Raw genomic sequence first — 18,295 nt, 5'->3', positions numbered from 1 at the left:
CCGCTCAGCCCACTCAGCCCCGCTCAGCCCCGCTCATCTCCCTTCCTGTCCCGTTCTGGAGCACACCTTCCGATGGCATTCCCCGCCCGCCGTCGCAGGGCCGCAGCCGCGGCCCGTGACAGCGCCGCCCGGCGCCGCCGCGTACCGATGCGCCTGATGCTGCCCAGCCTCGTCCTCGTCGCCATGATGGCGATGCTGATGGTGCGCGGTTACGTCCACAGCGAGATCCTCGCCGACCACCGCGTCCAGCCCGAGGCGTCCGCCGACAAGGTGCCCGACCAGATCCTGGACGGCGGCCCGGTCATCGACAGCCGCGGCGGCCGCAGCACCAGCCGCGAGGTGCCCGACCACCGGCTGGTCCTGACCTTCGACGACGGTCCCGACCCGGTCTGGACCCCCAAGGTCCTGGACGTGCTCAAGAAGCACCACGCGCACGCCGTCTTCTTCGTCACCGGCACCATGGCCTCCCGCTACCCGGACCTGGTCCAGCGGATGGTCGACGAGGGCCACGAGGTCGGCCTGCACACCTTCAACCACCCCGACCTCTCCTACCAGTCGAAGAAACGTATCTCCTGGGAGCTGTCCCAGAACCAGCTCGCGCTGGCAGGCGCGGCGGGCATCCGCACCTCGCTGTTCCGCCCGCCCTACTCGTCCTTCGCCGACGCGATGGACGACAAGTCCTGGCCGGTCACCGAGTACATCGGCTCACTCGGCTATCTGACCGTCGTCAACAACACCGACAGCGAGGACTGGAAGAAGCCCGGCGTCGAGGAGATCATCAGGCGCGCCACGCCCAAGGGCGGCAAGGGCGCGATCGTCCTGATGCACGACTCCGGCGGCGACCGTCACCAGACGGTCCAGGCGCTGGACCGCTTCCTGCCCGAACTCACATCCCGTGGCTACGAGTTCGAGAACCTCACCGAGGCCCTCGGCGCGCCCAGCGCACACACCCCCGTCACCGGCCTCGACCTGTGGAAGGGCAAGGCCTGGATCTTCCTCGTCGGAGCCGCCGAGAACATCACCGGGGTGCTGATGGTCGGCCTCTCGGTGATCGGTGTCCTGGTCATCAGCCGGTTCGTGCTCATGCTGCTGCTGTCCGCCCTGCACGCCCGCAGGGTGCGCCGGCCCGGGTTCAGCTGGGGCCCGCCGGTCACCGAACCGGTGTCGGTGCTGGTGCCGGCGTACAACGAGGCCAAGTGCATCGAGAACACCGTCCGCTCGCTGATGGCGAGTGAGCACCCCATCGAGGTGCTCGTCATCGACGACGGTTCCTCCGACGGCACCGCGCTGATCGTGGAGGCCATGGGCCTGCCGAACGTCCGGGTCGTCCGCCAGCACAACGCGGGCAAGCCCGCGGCCCTCAACCGGGGTATCGCCAACGCCCGGTACGACCTCATCGTGATGATGGACGGCGACACCGTCTTCGAGCCGTCCACCGTCCGTGAACTGGTGCAGCCCTTCGGCGACCCGAAGGTCGGCGCCGTGGCCGGCAACGCCAAGGTCGGCAACCGGGACTCGCTGATCGGCGCCTGGCAGCACATCGAGTACGTGATGGGCTTCAACCTCGACCGCCGGATGTACGACGTCCTGGGCTGCATGCCCACCATCCCCGGCGCGGTCGGCGCCTTCCGCCGCTCGGCCCTGGAGCGGGTCGGCGGCATGAGCGACGACACGCTCGCCGAGGACACCGACATCACCATGGCCATGCACCGCGACAACTGGAAGGTGGTCTACGCGGAGAAGGCGCGCGCCTGGACCGAGGCCCCGGAGTCGGTGCAGCAGCTGTGGTCCCAGCGCTACCGCTGGTCGTACGGCACCATGCAGGCGATCTGGAAGCACCGCCGGGCGGTCTTCGAGCGCGGCCCGTCCGGCCGGTTCGGCCGCGTGGGCCTGCCGTTCGTCTCGCTGTTCATGGTCCTGGCCCCGCTGCTGGCCCCGCTCATCGACGTCTTCCTCCTCTACGGGGTGGTCTTCGGCCCCACCCAGAAGACGATCGTGGCCTGGCTGGGCGTCCTCGCCGTCCAGGCGGTCTGCGCGGCCTACGCCTTCCGGCTCGACCGCGAACGCATGACCCACCTGATCTCGCTGCCCCTCCAGCAGATCCTCTACCGCCAGCTCATGTACGTCGTGCTGCTCCAGTCCTGGATCACCGCCCTCACCGGCGGCCGGCTGCGCTGGCAGAAGCTGCGCCGCACCGGCGCCGTCGAGGCGCCGGGCGGTCCCGCGCCGCGTCAGCACACCGGCAGCACCAACGACCGGAGGCCCGTCGCATGACCCAGGGTTACCCGACCGGGACGAACACGGGCCCCGAGCGGACGCCGGCCTTCGGCGTCCCGCAGCAGCGGACCGCGGGGGCCCTCCCGGAACCACCCGCCACGGCCGGGGCCGGGGGCACGACGGCCGCCAAGAAGCCGGGACGCGACCGCTACCTCGACCTGCTGCGCACGATCGCTCTGGTCCGTGTGGTCGTCTACCACCTGTTCGGCTGGGCCTGGCTCACCGTGCTGTTCCCGTCCATGGGCGTCATGTTCGCCCTGGCGGGCTCGCTGATGGCGCGCTCGCTGAAGCGTCCGCCACTCGGCGTGATCCGCGACCGCGTCCGGCGGCTGCTGCCGCCGCTGTGGCTCTTCGGGGCGGTCGTCCTGACGCTGATGTTCGCGGGCGGCTGGAACCCGCTGGACGACCCCGACCACGGGGGCGCCCTGGGCGTCGTCGAACTGCTCAACTACATCGTCCCGCTCGGCGCGCCTCCGTTCCCGTGGGACATCGGCTCCAAGTCCGGCCTGCTGGAGAACACCTGGGCGGTCCAGGCCGCGGGTGTGCTCTGGTACCTGCGGGCCTACCTGTGGTTCGTGCTCGCCTCGCCGCTGCTGCTGTGGGCGTTCCGCCGAGCGCCCTGGGTCACGCTGTTCGCGCCGCTGGCGCTGACGGCGGTGGTGGGCACGGGCCTGGTGTCCATACCCGGCGAGACCGGCAACGCGGTCAGCGACTTCGCCGTGTACGGCAGCTGCTGGGTCCTGGGCTTCGCCCACCAGGAGGGGCTGCTCGCGCGGATACCCCGCTACGCGGCGGTCTCCTGCTCCGCCCTCGTGATGGCCCTCGGCCTGTGGTGGGCCTCCGGGCACCTGGGACCGGACGGCTGGGACCTCAACGACATCCCGCTCGCCCAGGCGGCCTGGTCCTTCGGGTTCGTGGTGATCCTGCTCCAGTACTCGCCCTCGTGGCAGGAACTCCCGCGCGCACTGTCCCGTTGGGACAGGCTGATCACGCTCTCCAACAACCGCGCCGTCACGATCTACCTGTGGCACAACCTGCTGATCATGGCCACGGTCCCGATCATCGACCTGGCGTACGGACTCCCCTTCATGGAGAGCCGGAGCGTCACGTCCGCCCTCGACTCCAGCTACATGCTGTGGATGTTCTTGCTGGTCTGGCCCCTCATCGCGGTGATGATCCTCGCGACCGGCTGGATCGAGGACATCGCGGCGAAGAGGAAGCCACGCCTGTGGCCCGACGGCCGCAGGAGCAAGGCGCGACGCGCGAAGTGACGCGACGGCGGGCCGGCAGCCCCGGGTACCGCCACTGAGCCCGGCGGCACCCGGCCCGGTTCCGCCGCCCACACTGTCCGCCCCGCCGTCCACGCTGTCCGCCCCGCAGCCCACACTGTCCGTGCCGTCGGCTCCGGCCGCTCCGTCCGTGCCGTCCGGGTCCGCGCTGTCGGCACGGACCGCGTCCCGGCAGCGGCCGACGGGCCGGTTCCCCGGGCGTGTCGGCGACACCCCGGCTCGCCCGCGCCACCGACCGATGCCCGGCCACGGGGGTGTCCCGGGCCCGCGCACCTGAACACCGGCCCCCGGCCACCCCCTGGGCACCCCAGCCTCACCGCTCCTGGGGTGCCCTGTGGTCTGTGGGACGTCCGCGTTCTGCCTGTGCCAGAGGCCCCGGCCTGCCCCCCGGGTCTCCGCGGTCTGCCTCTTCCGGAGGCCTCCGCCCGCCGCCGAGGCGTCCGCGCTCCGCCTCTCCCGGAGCCCCCGGCCTGCCCCCGGGATCTCAGCGTTCTGTCTCGCGGAGGCTCTGCCGACGCCCCCGGGGAGTCGGCGTCCCCCTCTCCCGGATGCCCCGGTCCGCCGCCGGGGGCGTCCGCGTTTCGCCTCTTCCGGAGGTCCCGGCCCGCCGCCGGGGCGTCCGCGTCTCGCCTTTCCCAGAGGCCCCGGCCCGCCCTCTGGGCGCTTGCGTCCCGCCTCTGGGCGGGTATGCGCGGTTCGTTCGCCTGGGCAGGCGCACAACCCCGCCGACCTCCCGTTGGGGTGGCGCAGCGACCCCGCGTCCGCGCCTGTACCGGCCCTCCTCCGGCGTGCTGTCGTGAGCTCCCCTTCCCCCGAAACTCCGTGCCCGCCGGCACGGACCCGAGGAGCCGCGATGCCCGGAGTACCCCCGCAGGAGCGGCCCGCGCTGCACGTCGAGGGTCTCGACGTGACGTACGGGCGGGCCTTGTCAGCCCTGCGCTCCGTGTCCCTGACCGTCCCGCACGGCGCGGTCGTGGCGCTGCTGGGCGCCAACGGCGCCGGCAAGTCCACGCTGTTGCGGGCGGTGTCGGGCACCCTGCGCCTGCACCGCGGCACCGTCACGGCCGGCCTCGTCCGCTACGGAGACACGGTCCTGGACGGCCGTGACCCGGTGGCGGCGGTGCGGGCCGGCGTCGTCCAGGTCCCGGAGGGCCGCCGGGTCTTCGCCGGCCTGACCGTGGAGGAGAACCTGCGCACCGGCGGCCTCGGCCTCGGCCGACGGGCACCCGAACAGGTCCGGGAAGCCCGCGACCGCGTGTACACGCTGTTCCCCGTGCTCGCCGAACGCGGTCGGCAGGCGGCGGGTCTGCTGTCCGGGGGAGAGCAGCAGATGCTGGCCATCGGGCGGGCCCTGATGGCCGCACCACGGCTGCTCCTGCTCGACGAGCCGTCCCTCGGCCTGGCCCCGCGCATGGTGTTCCGGATCGCCGAGGTGATCCGGGAGATCAACGCCCAGGGCACGGCCGTCCTGCTGGTCGAACAGAACGCGGGCATGGCGCTGTCCCTCGCCGACCATGCCTACGTCCTGGAAGTGGGCGAGGTCCGGCTGTCCGGCCCGGCCGACGACCTCGCGAGCACGGACGCGGTACGGCGTCTCTACCTCGGTGACGAAGCCGGCGACCAGGGGGCCGCGTGAGCCTGCGCCCCACCACCGCCACCGCTCCCGGCCGTCTCGCGGCAGCACCTCCCGAACTCCGGGTTCAGGACGTGACCGTGCGCTTCGCCGGCCTGACCGCGCTGGACACGGTGTCGTTCACCGTCGCCCCGGGGTCCGTGCACGCCCTGATCGGCCCCAACGGCGCCGGGAAGTCCACCTGCTTCAACGTCCTGTCGGGCCTGTACCGCCCGGTGTCCGGACAGGTCCGGCTCGGCGACGAGACACTCACCGGACTCGCGCCCCACCGGATCGCCGCCCTCGGCGTGGCCCGTACCTTCCAGAACATCGTCACCACCGAGGGCACCGTCGCCGACAACCTCATGCTCGGCCGGCACGTCCTCTCCCACGCGGGCTTCGCCGCGACCGCGCTGCGGCTGCCCCGAGCGGTGCGCGAACAGCGCGCCCACCTCGCCCGGGCCCGGGAGATCGCCGAGCTCACCGGACTGGCGGCCCGCTTCGAGACGCCCGTCGCCCTGCTGTCGTACGGCGACCGCAAGCGCGTGGAGCTCGCCCGAGCGCTCTGTCTCGAGCCGCGCGTCCTGCTGCTCGACGAGCCCGTGGCCGGCATGAACGGCGCCGAACGCGCCCGGACGGCCGAGGTGATCCACACCGTCCGCGCGGAACTCGGCCTGTCCGTCCTGCTGGTGGAGCACGACATGGGCCTCGTGATGCGGCTGGCCGACGAGGTCACGGTGCTCGACTTCGGCCGGTGCATCGCCCACGGCACCCCCGACGAGGTCCGCCGCCATCCCGAAGTGCTGCGCGCCTACCTCGGCACCCCCGGCGAGGACACCCCCGGCGAGGACACCACCGCGCAGGACACGGGCACGCAGGGCACCACCGCACAGGGCACCGCCCTCGAAGAGGTAACCGACTCCGAAGGGGACTCCGTATGACCGCCTTCCTCGACAGCATCCTCACCGGGCTCGCGCTCGGCGCGGTCTACGCCCTGGTCGCGCTCGGCTTCGTCGTGATCTTCAAGGCGTCGGGGGTGCTCAACTTCGCCCACGGATCGCTGCTCCTGTTCGGCGGCTACCTCGTCGCCGTCCTCCACGACGACCTCGGTTTCGCCGGCGCCCTCGCGGTGTCCGTCCTGGCCACCGCGGCGCTCGCCGGAGCCCTCGACCGGCTGCTGCTCCAGCGCGGCGACCCCGACCCCAAGGCCGCCCATGTGCAGACCATCGTCACCATCGGGGTGGACATCGTGCTGCTCACCGACCTCTCCCGGCGCATCGGCGGTGACCTGCTGACCCTCGGCGACCCGTGGGGCGATTCGGTGACCCGCCTGGGGTCCGTGACCGTCGCGGACAGCCGGCTCGCGGCGATCGCCGTCTCCGCGCTCGCCATCGGCGCCGTCTTCGCCCTGTTCCGCTACACGTCCTGGGGCCTGTCCCTGCGGGCCGCCGCGGAGGACACGGAGGCGGCCGCCCTGATGGGCGTACGGCTGAGCCGGGTGCGGATGCTCGCCTGGTGCCTGGCCGGCGCCCTGGCCGCGCTGGCCGCCGTGTTCCTCGCCGCGTTCCCCGCCCCCGGGCTGGAACGGACCACCGGCCAGATCGCCCTCAAGGCCTTCCCGGCCGCGATCCTCGGCGGCCTGACCTCCCCACCGGGCGCCCTGGCCGGCAGCCTGCTGATCGGCCTGACCGAGGCCCTGGCGGCCGGCTACCAGTCCGAACTGCACGTGCTGGGCGAGGGGTTCGGCGACGTCGCCCCGTACGCCGTCATGGTGGCCGTCCTGCTGGTGCGGCCCACCGGACTGTTCGGCGCGAGGGGAGCGGCTCGTGTCTGAGCGGATCCCCAAGGGCGCCCTCGTGCTCCTGGCCGCCCTCCTCCTGTGCGCGCCGCCCTTCTACCTGGACGCCTTCTGGCTGCGCATCGGCCTGTTCTCGATGGCCGCCGCCATCGGCGCCGTCGGCCTCGGCCTGCTCACCGGCACCGCCGGCCAGCTCTCCCTGGGGCACGCCTTCTTCCTCGCGGTGGGTGCCTACGGCTACACCTGGCTGGCCGGAGAACCCGGCCCCGGACTGCCGACCGGGCTCGCAGCCCTGCTCGCCGTGCTGCTCGCCGGGGCGGCGGGCGGACTGTTCAGTCCCGTGGCCGGCCGGGTGCGCGGCATCTACCTGGGCGTCGCCACGCTCGCCCTGGTCTTCCTGGGCCACCACGTGCTGCTCACCGCCGATTCCGTCACCGGCGGGTTCAACGGCCGCTCCGTGCCCCCGCTGAGCCTCGGCGGGTTCTCCTTCAGCGACGACGGTGGCGGACTCGTCGTCCTCGGCGTGCCGTTCGGCGCCGAGGAACGCCTGTGGTTCCTCGGTCTCGCCCTGCTGGCCGGCACCTGGTGGACCGCGCGCGGTCTCCTGCGCGGACGCCCGGGGCGCGCCCTCGCGGCCCTGCGCGACAGCGAGACGGCGGCCGCGGTGATGGGCGTCGACGTCGCCCGCCACCGCGCGTCGGCCTTCGTCGTGTCGTCGATGTACGCGGGCCTCGCGGGGGTGCTGCTCGCGCTGGCCTTCCGGCGGGTCGTCCCCGACTACTTCGGCCTGGCCCTCTCGGTCGACTACCTGGCGATGATCGTGATCGGCGGCCTCGGCTCGGTGGCCGGGGCCGCCGCGGGCGCCGTCTTCGTCACCGCGCTGCCCCTGCTGATGACCCGTTACGCCGACCAGCTGCCCCTGGTGACCGCCCCCGGCACCACCGAAGGCGGGGTGGGCCCGACCGAGGCGGCCCGCTACCTCTACGGCGCGGCGATCGTCCTGGTCCTGCTGTACGCCCCCGACGGACTGACCGGCATCACCCGCCGTGTCCGCACCCGTCTGCGCCCCGCCGCCCCGGCCCCGGCGCCCGCCACCCGTCCATCCGCCTCCGCCGTCCGAACCAAGGAGCCCACCCCGTGAACCGCACGCACCACAGACACCGCGTCCCCGGAACCTTCCTCGCCGCCGCGCTCGCGGCCCTGCTCGTCGCGGCCACCGGCTGCAGCTCCAAGGCGGACGGCGACAGCGGCTCCGACAGCGCCGACGGCGTCAAGTCCGGCCCGGGCGTGACCGCGAAGACCATCAAGCTCGGTGCCCTCACCGACCTGACCGGCCCCTACGCCACCCTCGGCAAGAGCATCGTCCAGGCCCAGCAGCTGTGGGCCGACGAGACCAACGCCGCCGGCGGCATCTGCGACCGCAAGGTCGAGATCGTCGTCAAGGACCACGGCTACGACGTGCAGAAGGCGGTCACCGCCTACGCCGACCTCTCCCCGGACGTGGTCGCGCTGCCGCAGGTCATCGGATCCCCCGTCGTCGCCGCCCTCCTCGACGACATCGAGCGCGACCACCTGCTCACCTTCCCGCAGGCCTGGGCGGCCTCCCTGCTGGGCAAGGACTCCGTCCAGGTCATGGGCACCACCTACGACGTCGACATGATCACGGCCGTCGACTTCCTCACCCGCACCAAGGGCCTCGCCAAGGGTGACTCCATCGGGCACGTCTACTTCGAGGGCGACTACGGCGCGAACGCCCTGGAGGGCTCGACGTGGGCGGCCGAGAAGGCCGGGCTGAAGATCGTCCCGCAGAAGATCAAGGCGACGGACACGGATCTGACCGCTCAGGTGTCGGCGCTGAGCAAGGCGGGCGTGAAGGCCGTCCTGATCAGCGCGGGCCCGGCCCAGACCGCCTCCCTGGTCGGGGTCGCCGCCTCCCGCGGACTGAAGGTGCCCGTCGTCAGCAGCGCGCCCGGCTACGCGCCGCAGTTGTTGAAGACGCCCGCGGCACCGGCCCTGCTGGGCCTGCTGAACGTGGTCAGTGCGGCGCCCGCCGTCAGCTCGGACCTGCCCGGTGTCCAGAAGATGGTGACCGCGTACGGGAAGAAGTACCCGGCCTCCCCGGTGGACTCCGGGGTGCTGTCCGGCTACAACGCGGCCCAACTGCTGGGCGCCGACCTCAAGAAGGCCTGCGCGGCCGGCAGCCTCGCCCGGGAGGACGTGGTGAAGGCGCACCGTGGGCAGAAGAGCGTCGACACCGGACTCGGCTCCCCGCAGGACTTCTCCGACGTGTCCCGCCCCGCCGCCCTGTCGACCTATGTGCTCAAGCCGGACGCGAAGGCGGTCGGCGGCCTGGTGGGTGTGGAGGACGCGCACGAGGCGCCGGGCGTGACGGAGTACCTGAAGAGCCGCTCCTGACCCGCACTCCCGTGATTCAGCGGCCGTGCTGCTGAATGCGTTCGCTTATCTCCATTGGACCCGCGGGTGACGGCGGGGCCAGGCTGGAGGACGTCCGGTGCACCGCGATCACCTCCCGGTGCACCGGACTTCGCCCTGCCCGCCCGCATCCGAAAGAGGTCGCGAGCCCATGCAGACCCGCCGTATCGGTGACCTGGACGTCAGCGCGATCGGCCTCGGCGCCATGCCCATGTCGATCGAGGGACGACCGGACGAGGCCCGGTCCCTCGCCACGATCCACGCCGCACTCGACGCAGGTGTCACCCTGATCGACACCGCGGACGCCTACCACCTCCACGCCGACGAGGTCGGCCACAACGAGACCCTGATCGCCAAGGCCCTCGCCGGCCACGACCGGGGACGGGACGTCCTGGTCGCCACCAAGGGCGGCCATCTGCGCCCCGGCGACGGCAGCTGGACCCTGGACGGCAGCCCCGCACACCTCAGGGCGGCCTGCGAGGCGTCGCTGCGCCGGCTCGGCGTGGACGCCATCGGCCTCTACCAGTTCCACCGCCCCGACCCGCGGATCCCCTACGAAGAGTCCGTCGGCGCGGTACGGGAGCTGCTGGACGAGGGCAAGATCCGCGCCGCCGGCATCTCCAACGCGAACCCCGAGCAGATCAGGCAGGCGAACGACATCCTCGGCGGGCGCCTGGCCGCCGTGCAGAACCAGTTCTCCCCGGCCTTCCGCTCCAGCGAGCCCGAACTGCGCCTGTGCGACGAACTCGGCATCGCGTTCCTGCCGTGGAGCCCGCTCGGCGGCATCTCCCGGGCCCGCGAACTGGGCTCCTCCTACGCCCCGTTCGCCCATGTGGCCGAGGCCCACGGGGTCAGCCCGCAACGGGTGTGCCTGGCCTGGATGCTCGCCAGGTCACCGGTCGTGGTGCCCATTCCCGGCGCCAGCCGCCCCGAGACGATCCTCGACTCCCTCGCCGCGACGGACCTCGTCCTCACCGCCGCCGAACTCGCCGAGCTGGACGCCGCCCTCTGACACGACCACCGGGAGGACCGCCGTCCATGGCGTCGTCGTACGAAAGACCGCTCGACCACCGTTACCGGGGCGAGCACCCGATCCGCACCCTCGCCTACCTCCTGCGCGCCGACCGGCGCAGCCTCGCCGGCGCGGTCGGCGTGTTCACGGTCAAGCACAGCCCCGTGTGGCTGCTGCCGCTGATCACCGCGTCCATCATCGACACCGTCGTCCAGCACCAGCCGATCGGCAGGCTCTGGACGAGCACCGGCGTCATCCTGTTCATCCTGCTGGTCAACTACCCCCTGCACCTCCTCTACGTGCGGCTGCTCTACGGCAGCGTCCGCCGCATGGGCACCACCCTGCGGTCCGCGCTGTGCACCCGTATGCAGCAGCTGTCCATCGGCTACCACTCGCGGGTCAGCGCCGGCGTGCTCCAGGCCAAGGTGGTGCGGGACGTGGAGACCGTGGAGCAGATGGTGCAGCAGACCGCCGAGCAGGGGCTCGGCGCGCTGACCGTGCTCACCGGCGGCCTCGTCATCATCGCCGTGCGCACCCCCGAGTTCGTGCCCGTCTTCCTCGTCGTCGTGCCGGTCGCCGCCGTGCTCGTGGACCGCCTCAGGGCCCGGCTGCGCACCCACAACGAGGACTTCCGGCACGAGGTGGAGACCCTGTCCTCGCGCGTCACCGAGATGACCCGCCTGATCCCGGTCACCCGCGCCCACGGGCTGGAGGGCAAGGCGCTGCGCCGCATGGACGGCACCCTGAGCCGGCTGCTCACCTCCGGGATGCGACTTGACCTGCTCAACGGCCGCTTCGGCTCGCTGGCCTGGGTGCTGCTCAACGTGATCGGGGTGCTCGTCCTCACCGGCGCCGCGCTCATCTCGTACTACGGCGTCTGGGGCGTCAGCGCCGGCGACGTCGTGATGCTGAGCGCCTTCCTGACCACCCTCACCAACTCCACCACCACCCTGACCGGCCTGGCCCCGGTCATCACCAAGGGCCTGGAGTCGGTGCGTTCGGTCGGCGAGGTCCTCCAGGCACCCGAACTGGAGGACAACGAGGGCAAGTCCGAACTCACCGCGCTGCACGGCTCCGTGACCTTCGAGGACGTCGGCTACGCCTACGACAACGGCAGCGCGGCGGTGCGCGACTTCACCCTCTCCGTCACCCCCGGGGAGACGGTCGCCCTCGTGGGGGCCTCCGGCGCGGGCAAGTCCACGGTGCTCAGCCTCGTCATCGGCTTCATCCGGCCGACCTCGGGCCGGGTACTGCTCGACGGGGCCGACATGAACAGCCTGGACCTGCGCACCTACCGACGGTTCGTGTCGGTGGTGCCCCAGGAGTCGATCCTCTTCGACGGCACGATCCGCGAGAACGTCGCCTACGGCATGGAGGACGAGGCCGACGAGGAGACGGTCCGCGCCGCCCTGCGCGACGCCAACGCGCTGGAGTTCGTCGAACGCCTCCCGGAGGGCCTGCACACCCTCGTCGGGGAGCGCGGGGCCCGGCTGTCGGGCGGGCAGAAACAGCGGCTGGCCATCGCCCGCGCCCTGATCCGGGACCCGAAGGTGCTGGTCCTGGACGAGGCGACGTCCGCGCTGGACACCCGGTCCGAGGCCCTCGTCCAGCAGGCCCTCGCCCGGCTGCTGCGCGGCCGCACCACCTTCGTGGTGGCGCACCGGCTGTCCACCGTGCGCGGCGCGGACCGGATCGTGGTGATGGGGGAGGGTCGGATCCTGGAGACCGGCACGCACGACGAGCTCCTGCACCGGGGCGGCGCCTACACGGCGCTGCACAGCGGGCAGGTCGCGTGAGCGCAGGTGGCCGGATCATGACCCCGGCGGGTGACATTCCCGCCCGCCGTGCATGATTCGCCCAGGTCCGGGCACACGCAGCGCAAACAGGAGAGAGGGGCGCTCGTGATCGTTCCGGACCCGAAGGTCGCCAGGACGTTGCTGACCCGGTACGCGACGCTGAGGATCGCTCAGGCGGAGTGGGACAGGCCGCAGACGGCTCGTGAACTGCAGGACGTGACGTACACCTTGTGCGTGCTGATGGACACGCCCGACGTCCGGGAGGCGGTCGCCGCGGCGGACGCCCTGCTCGAGGCCGCGGCGGCGGTGCCGGCGCGGGACCCGGAGGGCGGACTGTCCCTGGCCGTCTGAGGGCGGCACCGAGCGGACCCGGCGCGGCGGCACCCCAGCGGTGCCCGCCGCGCCCGGACGTCTCACGAGGCGGTGGAGCCGCACCGGTCGGGCTGCCGGGCATCGCGCTCCGGGGGCGCGTCGGCCAGCCACTGCGCGATGGTGCGGGCGATCGGCTGCCCGGTGTCCACCTCCACGAAGCCGAACTGGCCGGACTGGTTGCACTCCAGGAACCACCACGTCCCGTCGGCGTCCTCCGCGAAGTCGAAGGCACCGTAGGCCAGTTCCGCCTCCCGCAGATATCTGCGCACGGCCTCGGCGAGGCGCGGCGGGACGTCGGCGGGACGCCACGGTGCGGTGGAGGGCGAGTAGCGCACGTCCACCACGTCGGGGTCGCCGCCGGGGGCCGTCTCCTTGCGGGCGGCCAGGATGCGGTCGCCGACCGCGGTCAGCCGTATGTCGGCCCGCTTGGCCACCCGGCGCTGCAGGAGCGTCGGTCCGTAGGCGACGGCGGCGAAGTCCGCGCCCGGCGGGACCCGGGTGGTGGGCACCGCCCGGGGCGGGTCCTGCGGATGTGCCCCGGACACCGGCTTGACCACCAGATCCGGGTAGCGGTCCGCGAACTCGCGGGCCGCCTGCGGGAACGTCGTGACGATCGTGGCCGGCACGGGCAGCCCGCTGAGTTGCGCGAGTCGCAGCTGCCAGGGCTTGTACCGGGCGCGCCGGGACGCGTCCGGGTGGTTCATCCAGCGTGCCCCGGTACCGCGGAGCATGCCGTACAGCGCCTGCGAGGCCTCCTCCGTGAGCCACGCGGACGGCTGGGCCGCCCGGGCCGCCGCCTCGCCGGGCCGCCGGACCCACACCGACCGCAGCCCGTCGAGGCTCACCAGCCGTCCGGCGGACGACAGGTGGCCCCGGAAGGCACCGTGCACGTACTCGCCGGAGAGCGCGACGGAGTGGGTCAGGTCGGCCGGGTCCAGCCGGACGACGGGGACGCCCGCGGCGTTCAGGTGCACGACCACCATGTCCGCCGTGACGTCCTCTTCACAGGTAAGGATGAGCACGGTCATTTTCGTCGGTCCGTGTTCAGTCGTCGAAGTGGGTCTTGGAGCCCGCCGTCGAGGTCGTTGTCCCGAGTTCTCTCAGGAGGGCGTGGTCGCGAGCGGCGATCCGGCCGTCGAGAGTTACGTTCAACTGCATTCCGGGGTCATAGGCGTACGGAGTGCTGAACTCCAACTCGGCCGCTGGGCGTGCGTAGTTGAGCGTGAACGGTTGCATCGTCTCTCCCTCGTCGGTACTGCTTCGATCAAGCGGTGCCGCTGTGCGACGTCACTCGGGCCCGCTGCGTGGTGCTTGATAGGTGCGTCCTTCAGTCACTTATACGAATCGAACGGGTGGTTGGTTTCCTTACTCTCCGTGATCATCGCGCGGTCGGGCACCGAACAGGGCGCGGAGCAGGGGAGATCGGGTCGAGCGGGGGTGAAAACCTCTTCCCGGACGGTCAGTCGGGGAGGCGTGCGGTGTCACCGGGGGTGCGGCGCAGGGAACGCAGAGCCAGCAGGAGGACACCGATGTCGTCGAGATAGACGGGGTCCGGCAGTACGTCGGTGGGAAGCACGAAGTACAGGACCGCCCCCCAGAACACCCAGCGCGGCCCGGTGGGAAGCCCCGCTCGTCTCAGGCCCCGGCGGGCGCGGACCAGACGCACGAGCACGGCGGCGGCCACGGCGAACAGCGCCGCGGCGGCCAGCACCGCGACGACGACGAGCGTGGTTGGCGCATCCACGGGCCCTCCCATATGGTCCGTCGCGCGACGTCTGCACTTACTCGATTTCCCCGCTTTCGGTTTCCGGATTCCCGTTTCCGGCGGGATTACCGCTTCGGAGGCGGCTCACACGGCTGCCGCGTCCAGGTGGCGGAGCGTGCCGGGCGGCCCGTGCAATGGGCAGGGTCACGTCGCGTGTCGCATCTCGGGGATGCAGGGGCGACCGCACCCTCCGAAGAGAGCTCAGCATGATCACCCGCTCCACACGGTCCCTCACGGACCGTTCCGTCCCACCCCTCCCCGACACTTCCGCCGCCACCACCGCACTGCCCCCGGTCCCACCGACGGCTCCCGTGTACGGGCCCGACGCCGGCCCGCCGAGCGAGGCCGGACCCGCCTACCCCGACCCCGTCGACGGCCTCCTCCACGCCGCCGCGGCCAACCGGCCCCTGGAGGACGTACCCCTGCTGGTGACCGTGCTGTCCCGGCCGCCGCACCACGCGGAGCACGCCGGCCACATGATCCGTGCCGCGGCCGAGAGCCGCTCCGTGGAGGAGGTCACCCGGCTCGTGGCGCTGCCGGCGCCCAACTGCTCGCCCCGCGCGTCGAGATGACGGAATCGGCCGGGATCACGGAGGCGACCCTCGCGCCGGCCTGGCTCGCCGTCCCGACGGCCACGGCCGCCGCGCTGACGGCGCTCCTCGCACTCCTCGTGAGCCTGCTGGGCGGGCGGCGGACGCGCGTGGCGCCGAGCACCCCGGACCGGCGTCCGCTCAGCGGCGGCTAGCCGGCCGGCACCGGGTGCTGCGGGGTCTCCAGCAGGCCCGTCAGCACCCGGTCGGGGGTCAGGGGCAGTTCGCGGAAGCGGACCCCCGTGGCGTGGTGCACGGCGTTGCCGAGGGCGGCCGCCGTGCCCACGATGCCGATCTCTCCGATCCCCTTGCCGCCCAGCGGGTTGAGATGCGGATCGTCCTCCTCGATCCAGTGCGCCTCGATGTCCGGGACGTCGGCGTGCGCGGGCACGTGATAGGCCGCGAGATCCGACTCCGTGAAGTCGCCGAAGGCGGGGTCCAGGGTGCTGCCCTCGGTCAGCGCCATGCCCAGGCCCATGGTCATCCCGCCGACGAACTGGGAGCGCGCCGTACGGGGGTTGAGGATGCGTCCCGCCGCGTACACCCCGAGCAGCCGGCGCACCCGCACCTCTCCGGTCACCGTGTCCACGGAGACCTCCGCGAAGTGCGCCCCGAACGCGTGCCGCGCGAAGGGACTTTCGGCGTCGGCCGCCCCTTTGGTGTCGGCGCGCGCCTCCAACCCCTGCTCGGGCAGCGGACCCTGATGTTCCGCCAGCTGTGCGGCGAGCCGCGTGCAGGCCTCGTGCACCGCCCAGCCCCAGGAGGCGGTACCCGAGGAACCGCCCGCCAGCGGGGCCGGCGGCAGATCACTGCTGCCCACCCGGATCCGCACCCGCTCCAGGGGTGCCTGCAGGGCGTCCGCCGCGGCCTGCGCAAGGACCGTACGGGCGCCGGTGCCGATGTCCGCGGCGTTCACTTCGACGAGGAAGGACCCGTCCGGCAGGGCACGCGCCGCCGCCCTCGACGGATACACCTGCACCGGGTACGTGGCGGCGGCCACGCCCGTCCCGAGCAGCAGCGGGCCGGCGGAACGAGTGCGGGGACGGGGGTCCCGGTCGGACCACCCGAACCGGCGGGCGCCCTCCCGCAGGCACTCGACGAGGTGCCGGCTGCTGAACGGCTTGCCGCTGTCCGGTTCGGCGTCCGGCTCGTTGCGGACCCGCACCTCGACCGGGTCCAGCCCGAGGGCCTCGGCGAGCTCGTCCAGCGCCGACTCCAGGGCGTACATGCCCGGTGCCTCGCCGGGGGCCCGCATCCAGGACGGCGTCGGCACGTCGAGCCGTACCACGTGATGCCGGCTGCGCAGGTTCGGGGCGGCGTACATGATGCGGGCCGGGATGCCCGCGTACTCGACGAACTCCTTGATCCGCGACGTGTACGTGGTCACCTCGTGCACGAGCGACGTCAGCCGGCCGTCGGAGTCCGCGCCCAGGCGCAGCCGGTGCAGGGTGGACGCCCGGTGGCCGACGGAGGTGGGCAGCACGCGGCGGGGGAGGACCACGGTGACCGGGCGTCCGGTGTGCCAGGTGGCCATCGCGGCGAGCACCACGTCGGGCCGGGGCATGCCCTTGGACCCGAAGCCACCGCCGACATGCTCGGCGACGACCGTGATCCGCTCGTCCGCCAGGCCGAACATCGTGCCGAGCACGGCGCGTACGACCGTGGTGCCCTGGCTGGAGGTGTGCACGGTGAGCCGTTCGCCGTCCCAGTACGCGGTGCTGGCGTGCGGCTCCATGGGGTGGTTGTGCAGGGGCGGCACCCGGTAGCCGACGTCGACGCGCACCTCCGCGTCGGCGAACGCGCCGTCGGGGTCGCCCAGTTCGCGTACGCCCGGAAACATCCCGTTGATCTTCTCGGGGACGTACGCCTGCGGGTGCGACGCGGTGAGCGTGACGTCGTGCTTCTCCTCGACGCAGGTGACCCGCACGGCGGCGGCGCCGGCCCGGGCCGCCTCCGGGCTGTCGGCCACCACCAGGGCGACGAACCAGCCCCGGTTCGGTACCTCGGGGTCCTGGAGCACGGCGAGGGTGGCGTCGTCCGCGGAGGCGAGGCGGGGCGCGTTGCGGTGGGTGAGCACGGTGACGACACCGGGCAGCGCCAGCGCCGCCGTGTCGTCGACGTCGGTCACCCGGCCGCGCACGATCCCCGCCGGGACGGGACGGGCGAACAGCCGCCCGGGAAGGGGCTGTTCGGCGGCGTAACGGGCGGTTCCGGTGACCTTCTCCCGGCCCTCCCTGCGCTCGGCGGGAGCGCCCACGGCGGTCATGAGTCCTCCTCCCGCGATCCGGGCCCGTGCGGTGGCGGCCCGTCCGGTCCGGGCTCGTGCGGTACGAGTCGGGTCAGGACGTCGACGGCGAGGTTGCGGGCCAGCGGCACCTTGTACGCGTTGTCGCGCAGCGGCCGGGCTTCAAAGAGTTCCAGCTCGGCGGCGCGTTCGAAGGCCGCCCGGGTGGGAGCCGCGCCCAGCAGCGCCTCCTCGGCCCGCCGGGCCCGCCACGGGCGGTGGGCCAACGCCCCGAAGGCGATCCCCACCTGCGCGACGACACCGTCGGCGACCTCCAGGACCACGGCGACGGAAGCCAGCGCGAAGGCGTACGAGGCCCGGTCGCGCGCCTTGCGGTACGCGGACGGCAGCCCGGCCGTGGCGGCGGGCAGCAGGACGGCGGTGACGAGTTCGCCGGGTTCGATCACGGTGTCCCGCTCCGGTTCCTCCCCGGGCAGCCGGTGGAACTCGGCCGCCGCCACCCGGCGCACGCCCGCCGTGCCGTACAGCTCGACCTCGGCGTCCAGCGCGGCCAGCGCCACCGCCATGTCCGAGGGGTGGGTGGCGATGCAGTGCTCGGAGTACCCGAGCACCGCGTGGTCGCGGTGCACGCCGTCCCGGGCGGCGCAGCCGCTGCCCGGCTCCCGTTTGTTGCACGGCTTGGAGACGTCCTGGAAGTACGGGCAGCGGGTGCGCTGGAGCAGGTTCCCGCCGGTGGTGGCGGCGTTGCGCAGCTGGCCCGAGGCGCCCGCGAGTACCGCCTGGGAGAGCACGGGGTAGCGGTCACGCACGCGTGGGTGCGCCGCGAGGTCGCTGTTGCGCACCAGGGCGCCGATCCGCAGCGACCCGTCCGGCAGCTCCGTCACCTCGTCCAGCGGCAGCCGGGTGACGTCGACGAGGGCGGTCGGCCGTTCCACGCCGAGCTTCATCAGGTCGACGAGGTTGGTGCCGCCGCCCAGATAGCGTGCGCCCGGGTGCGTGGCGAAGGCTTCGGCGGCCTCCGCGAGAGTGCCGGCCCGTACGTAGGCGAAGGTTTCCACCGGATCACGTCCTCTGGTTGCCCCGGTCGTGCCCTTGGGCCGTCGGCC

Annotated in this window: 17 protein-coding genes; 12 read left to right on the top strand and 5 right to left on the bottom strand. The window is 72.8% G+C overall.

Annotation, left to right across the window (positions count from 1 at the left end; all coding sequences use genetic code 11):
- The first annotated feature begins 72 nt into the window (after positions 1 to 72).
- The 10 genes from OG933_RS05350 to OG933_RS05305 all read left to right on the top strand — a co-directional run bounded on the left by OG933_RS05350 (position 73) and on the right by OG933_RS05305 (position 12,568).
- Positions 73 to 2,274 (top strand): glycosyltransferase, encoded by a 2,202-nt coding sequence (locus tag OG933_RS05350; RefSeq protein WP_405625661.1) that lies wholly within the window; start codon positions 73 to 75, stop codon positions 2,272 to 2,274.
- Complete coding sequence (locus OG933_RS05345) at positions 2,271 to 3,548, top strand: acyltransferase (protein WP_405625658.1); 1,278 nt, start codon at positions 2,271 to 2,273, stop codon at positions 3,546 to 3,548. The genes OG933_RS05350 and OG933_RS05345 overlap by 4 nt, the downstream gene beginning before the upstream one ends.
- An 871-nt stretch (positions 3,549 to 4,419) precedes the next feature.
- A complete protein-coding gene (locus tag OG933_RS05340; RefSeq protein ID WP_362519889.1) occupies positions 4,420 to 5,202 on the top strand; it encodes an ABC transporter ATP-binding protein in 783 nt (260 codons plus the stop codon).
- Entirely contained in the window at positions 5,199 to 6,119 is a 921-nt protein-coding gene (locus OG933_RS05335) for an ABC transporter ATP-binding protein (protein WP_405625657.1), read from the top strand. The genes OG933_RS05340 and OG933_RS05335 overlap by 4 nt, the downstream gene beginning before the upstream one ends.
- Entirely contained in the window at positions 6,116 to 7,012 is an 897-nt protein-coding gene (locus OG933_RS05330; protein ID WP_054238840.1) for a branched-chain amino acid ABC transporter permease, read from the top strand. The genes OG933_RS05335 and OG933_RS05330 overlap by 4 nt, the downstream gene beginning before the upstream one ends.
- Complete coding sequence (locus tag OG933_RS05325; RefSeq protein WP_362519896.1) at positions 7,005 to 8,117, top strand: branched-chain amino acid ABC transporter permease; 1,113 nt, start codon at positions 7,005 to 7,007, stop codon at positions 8,115 to 8,117. The genes OG933_RS05330 and OG933_RS05325 overlap by 8 nt, the downstream gene beginning before the upstream one ends.
- Positions 8,114 to 9,391 (top strand): ABC transporter substrate-binding protein, encoded by a 1,278-nt coding sequence (locus tag OG933_RS05320; protein ID WP_362519899.1) that lies wholly within the window; start codon positions 8,114 to 8,116, stop codon positions 9,389 to 9,391. Before OG933_RS05325 ends, OG933_RS05320 begins: the two co-directional genes overlap by 4 nt.
- A 169-nt stretch (positions 9,392 to 9,560) precedes the next feature.
- Positions 9,561 to 10,421, top strand: a complete 861-nt coding sequence (locus OG933_RS05315; RefSeq protein ID WP_405625655.1) for an aldo/keto reductase — start codon at positions 9,561 to 9,563, stop codon at positions 10,419 to 10,421.
- A 26-nt stretch (positions 10,422 to 10,447) separates the two neighbouring features.
- Positions 10,448 to 12,217, top strand: a complete 1,770-nt coding sequence (locus tag OG933_RS05310) for an ABC transporter ATP-binding protein (RefSeq protein ID WP_405625654.1) — start codon at positions 10,448 to 10,450, stop codon at positions 12,215 to 12,217.
- Positions 12,218 to 12,322: 105 nt separating this feature from the next.
- Positions 12,323 to 12,568, top strand: a complete 246-nt coding sequence (locus OG933_RS05305; RefSeq protein WP_405625652.1) for a DUF5133 domain-containing protein — start codon at positions 12,323 to 12,325, stop codon at positions 12,566 to 12,568.
- Between the two features lie 62 nt (positions 12,569 to 12,630).
- Here the strand turns inward: OG933_RS05305 and tgmB are convergent, their stop codons facing one another.
- The 3 genes from tgmB to OG933_RS05290 all read right to left on the bottom strand — a co-directional run bounded on the left by tgmB (position 12,631) and on the right by OG933_RS05290 (position 14,333).
- Entirely contained in the window at positions 12,631 to 13,617 is a 987-nt protein-coding gene (tgmB, locus tag OG933_RS05300) for an ATP-grasp ribosomal peptide maturase (protein WP_362519909.1), read from the bottom strand.
- 16 nt (positions 13,618 to 13,633) lie between these two features.
- Entirely contained in the window at positions 13,634 to 13,825 is a 192-nt protein-coding gene (tgmA, locus tag OG933_RS05295) for a putative ATP-grasp-modified RiPP (RefSeq protein ID WP_020129087.1), read from the bottom strand.
- A gap of 223 nt (positions 13,826 to 14,048) precedes the next feature.
- The gene (locus OG933_RS05290; RefSeq protein ID WP_200839884.1) at positions 14,049 to 14,333 is read right to left on the bottom strand and encodes a DUF1232 domain-containing protein; all 285 of its coding nucleotides are present in this window, start codon (positions 14,331 to 14,333) and stop codon (positions 14,049 to 14,051) included.
- Positions 14,334 to 14,560: 227 nt separating this feature from the next.
- Here OG933_RS05290 and OG933_RS05285 point away from each other — a divergent pair, with 227 nt between their 5' ends.
- Both OG933_RS05285 and OG933_RS05280 read left to right on the top strand, forming a co-directional pair.
- The gene (locus tag OG933_RS05285) at positions 14,561 to 14,926 is read left to right on the top strand and encodes a hypothetical protein (protein ID WP_405625651.1); all 366 of its coding nucleotides are present in this window, start codon (positions 14,561 to 14,563) and stop codon (positions 14,924 to 14,926) included.
- A complete protein-coding gene (locus OG933_RS05280; protein WP_405625650.1) occupies positions 14,923 to 15,099 on the top strand; it encodes a hypothetical protein in 177 nt (58 codons plus the stop codon). Before OG933_RS05285 ends, OG933_RS05280 begins: the two co-directional genes overlap by 4 nt.
- On the opposite strand, the gene OG933_RS05275 is transcribed toward OG933_RS05280, so the two are convergent.
- Both OG933_RS05275 and OG933_RS05270 read right to left on the bottom strand, forming a co-directional pair.
- Positions 15,096 to 17,210, bottom strand: coding sequence for a xanthine dehydrogenase family protein molybdopterin-binding subunit (locus OG933_RS05275; protein ID WP_405625649.1), 2,115 nt, complete (start codon positions 17,208 to 17,210; stop codon positions 15,096 to 15,098). The genes OG933_RS05280 and OG933_RS05275 overlap by 4 nt on opposite strands.
- Positions 17,207 to 18,247, bottom strand: coding sequence for an FAD binding domain-containing protein (locus OG933_RS05270; protein WP_405625647.1), 1,041 nt, complete (start codon positions 18,245 to 18,247; stop codon positions 17,207 to 17,209). The genes OG933_RS05275 and OG933_RS05270 overlap by 4 nt, the downstream gene beginning before the upstream one ends.
- Positions 18,248 to 18,295 lie beyond the last annotated feature (48 nt).

This window comes from Streptomyces sp. NBC_00016 (genome assembly GCF_045040885.1).
In the GTDB taxonomy this organism is placed as follows: domain Bacteria; phylum Actinomycetota; class Actinomycetes; order Streptomycetales; family Streptomycetaceae; genus Streptomyces; species Streptomyces coriariae.
This window is presented reverse-complemented; position numbering and strand designations above follow the sequence as displayed.

Coding starts and splice junctions, on each gene's coding strand:
- OG933_RS05350 (WP_405625661.1), top strand. CDS start 73: ATGGCATTCCCCGCCCGCCGTCGCAGGGCCGCAGCCGCGGCCCGTGAC.
- OG933_RS05345 (WP_405625658.1), top strand. CDS start 2,271: ATGACCCAGGGTTACCCGACCGGGACGAACACGGGCCCCGAGCGGACG.
- OG933_RS05340 (WP_362519889.1), top strand. CDS start 4,420: ATGCCCGGAGTACCCCCGCAGGAGCGGCCCGCGCTGCACGTCGAGGGT.
- OG933_RS05330 (WP_054238840.1), top strand. CDS start 6,116: ATGACCGCCTTCCTCGACAGCATCCTCACCGGGCTCGCGCTCGGCGCG.
- OG933_RS05315 (WP_405625655.1), top strand. CDS start 9,561: ATGCAGACCCGCCGTATCGGTGACCTGGACGTCAGCGCGATCGGCCTC.
- OG933_RS05310 (WP_405625654.1), top strand. CDS start 10,448: ATGGCGTCGTCGTACGAAAGACCGCTCGACCACCGTTACCGGGGCGAG.
- tgmB (WP_362519909.1), bottom strand. CDS start 13,617: ATGACCGTGCTCATCCTTACCTGTGAAGAGGACGTCACGGCGGACATG.
- tgmA (WP_020129087.1), bottom strand. CDS start 13,825: ATGCAACCGTTCACGCTCAACTACGCACGCCCAGCGGCCGAGTTGGAG.
- OG933_RS05285 (WP_405625651.1), top strand. CDS start 14,561: ATGATCACCCGCTCCACACGGTCCCTCACGGACCGTTCCGTCCCACCC.
- OG933_RS05280 (WP_405625650.1), top strand. CDS start 14,923: ATGACGGAATCGGCCGGGATCACGGAGGCGACCCTCGCGCCGGCCTGG.
- OG933_RS05275 (WP_405625649.1), bottom strand. CDS start 17,210: ATGACCGCCGTGGGCGCTCCCGCCGAGCGCAGGGAGGGCCGGGAGAAG.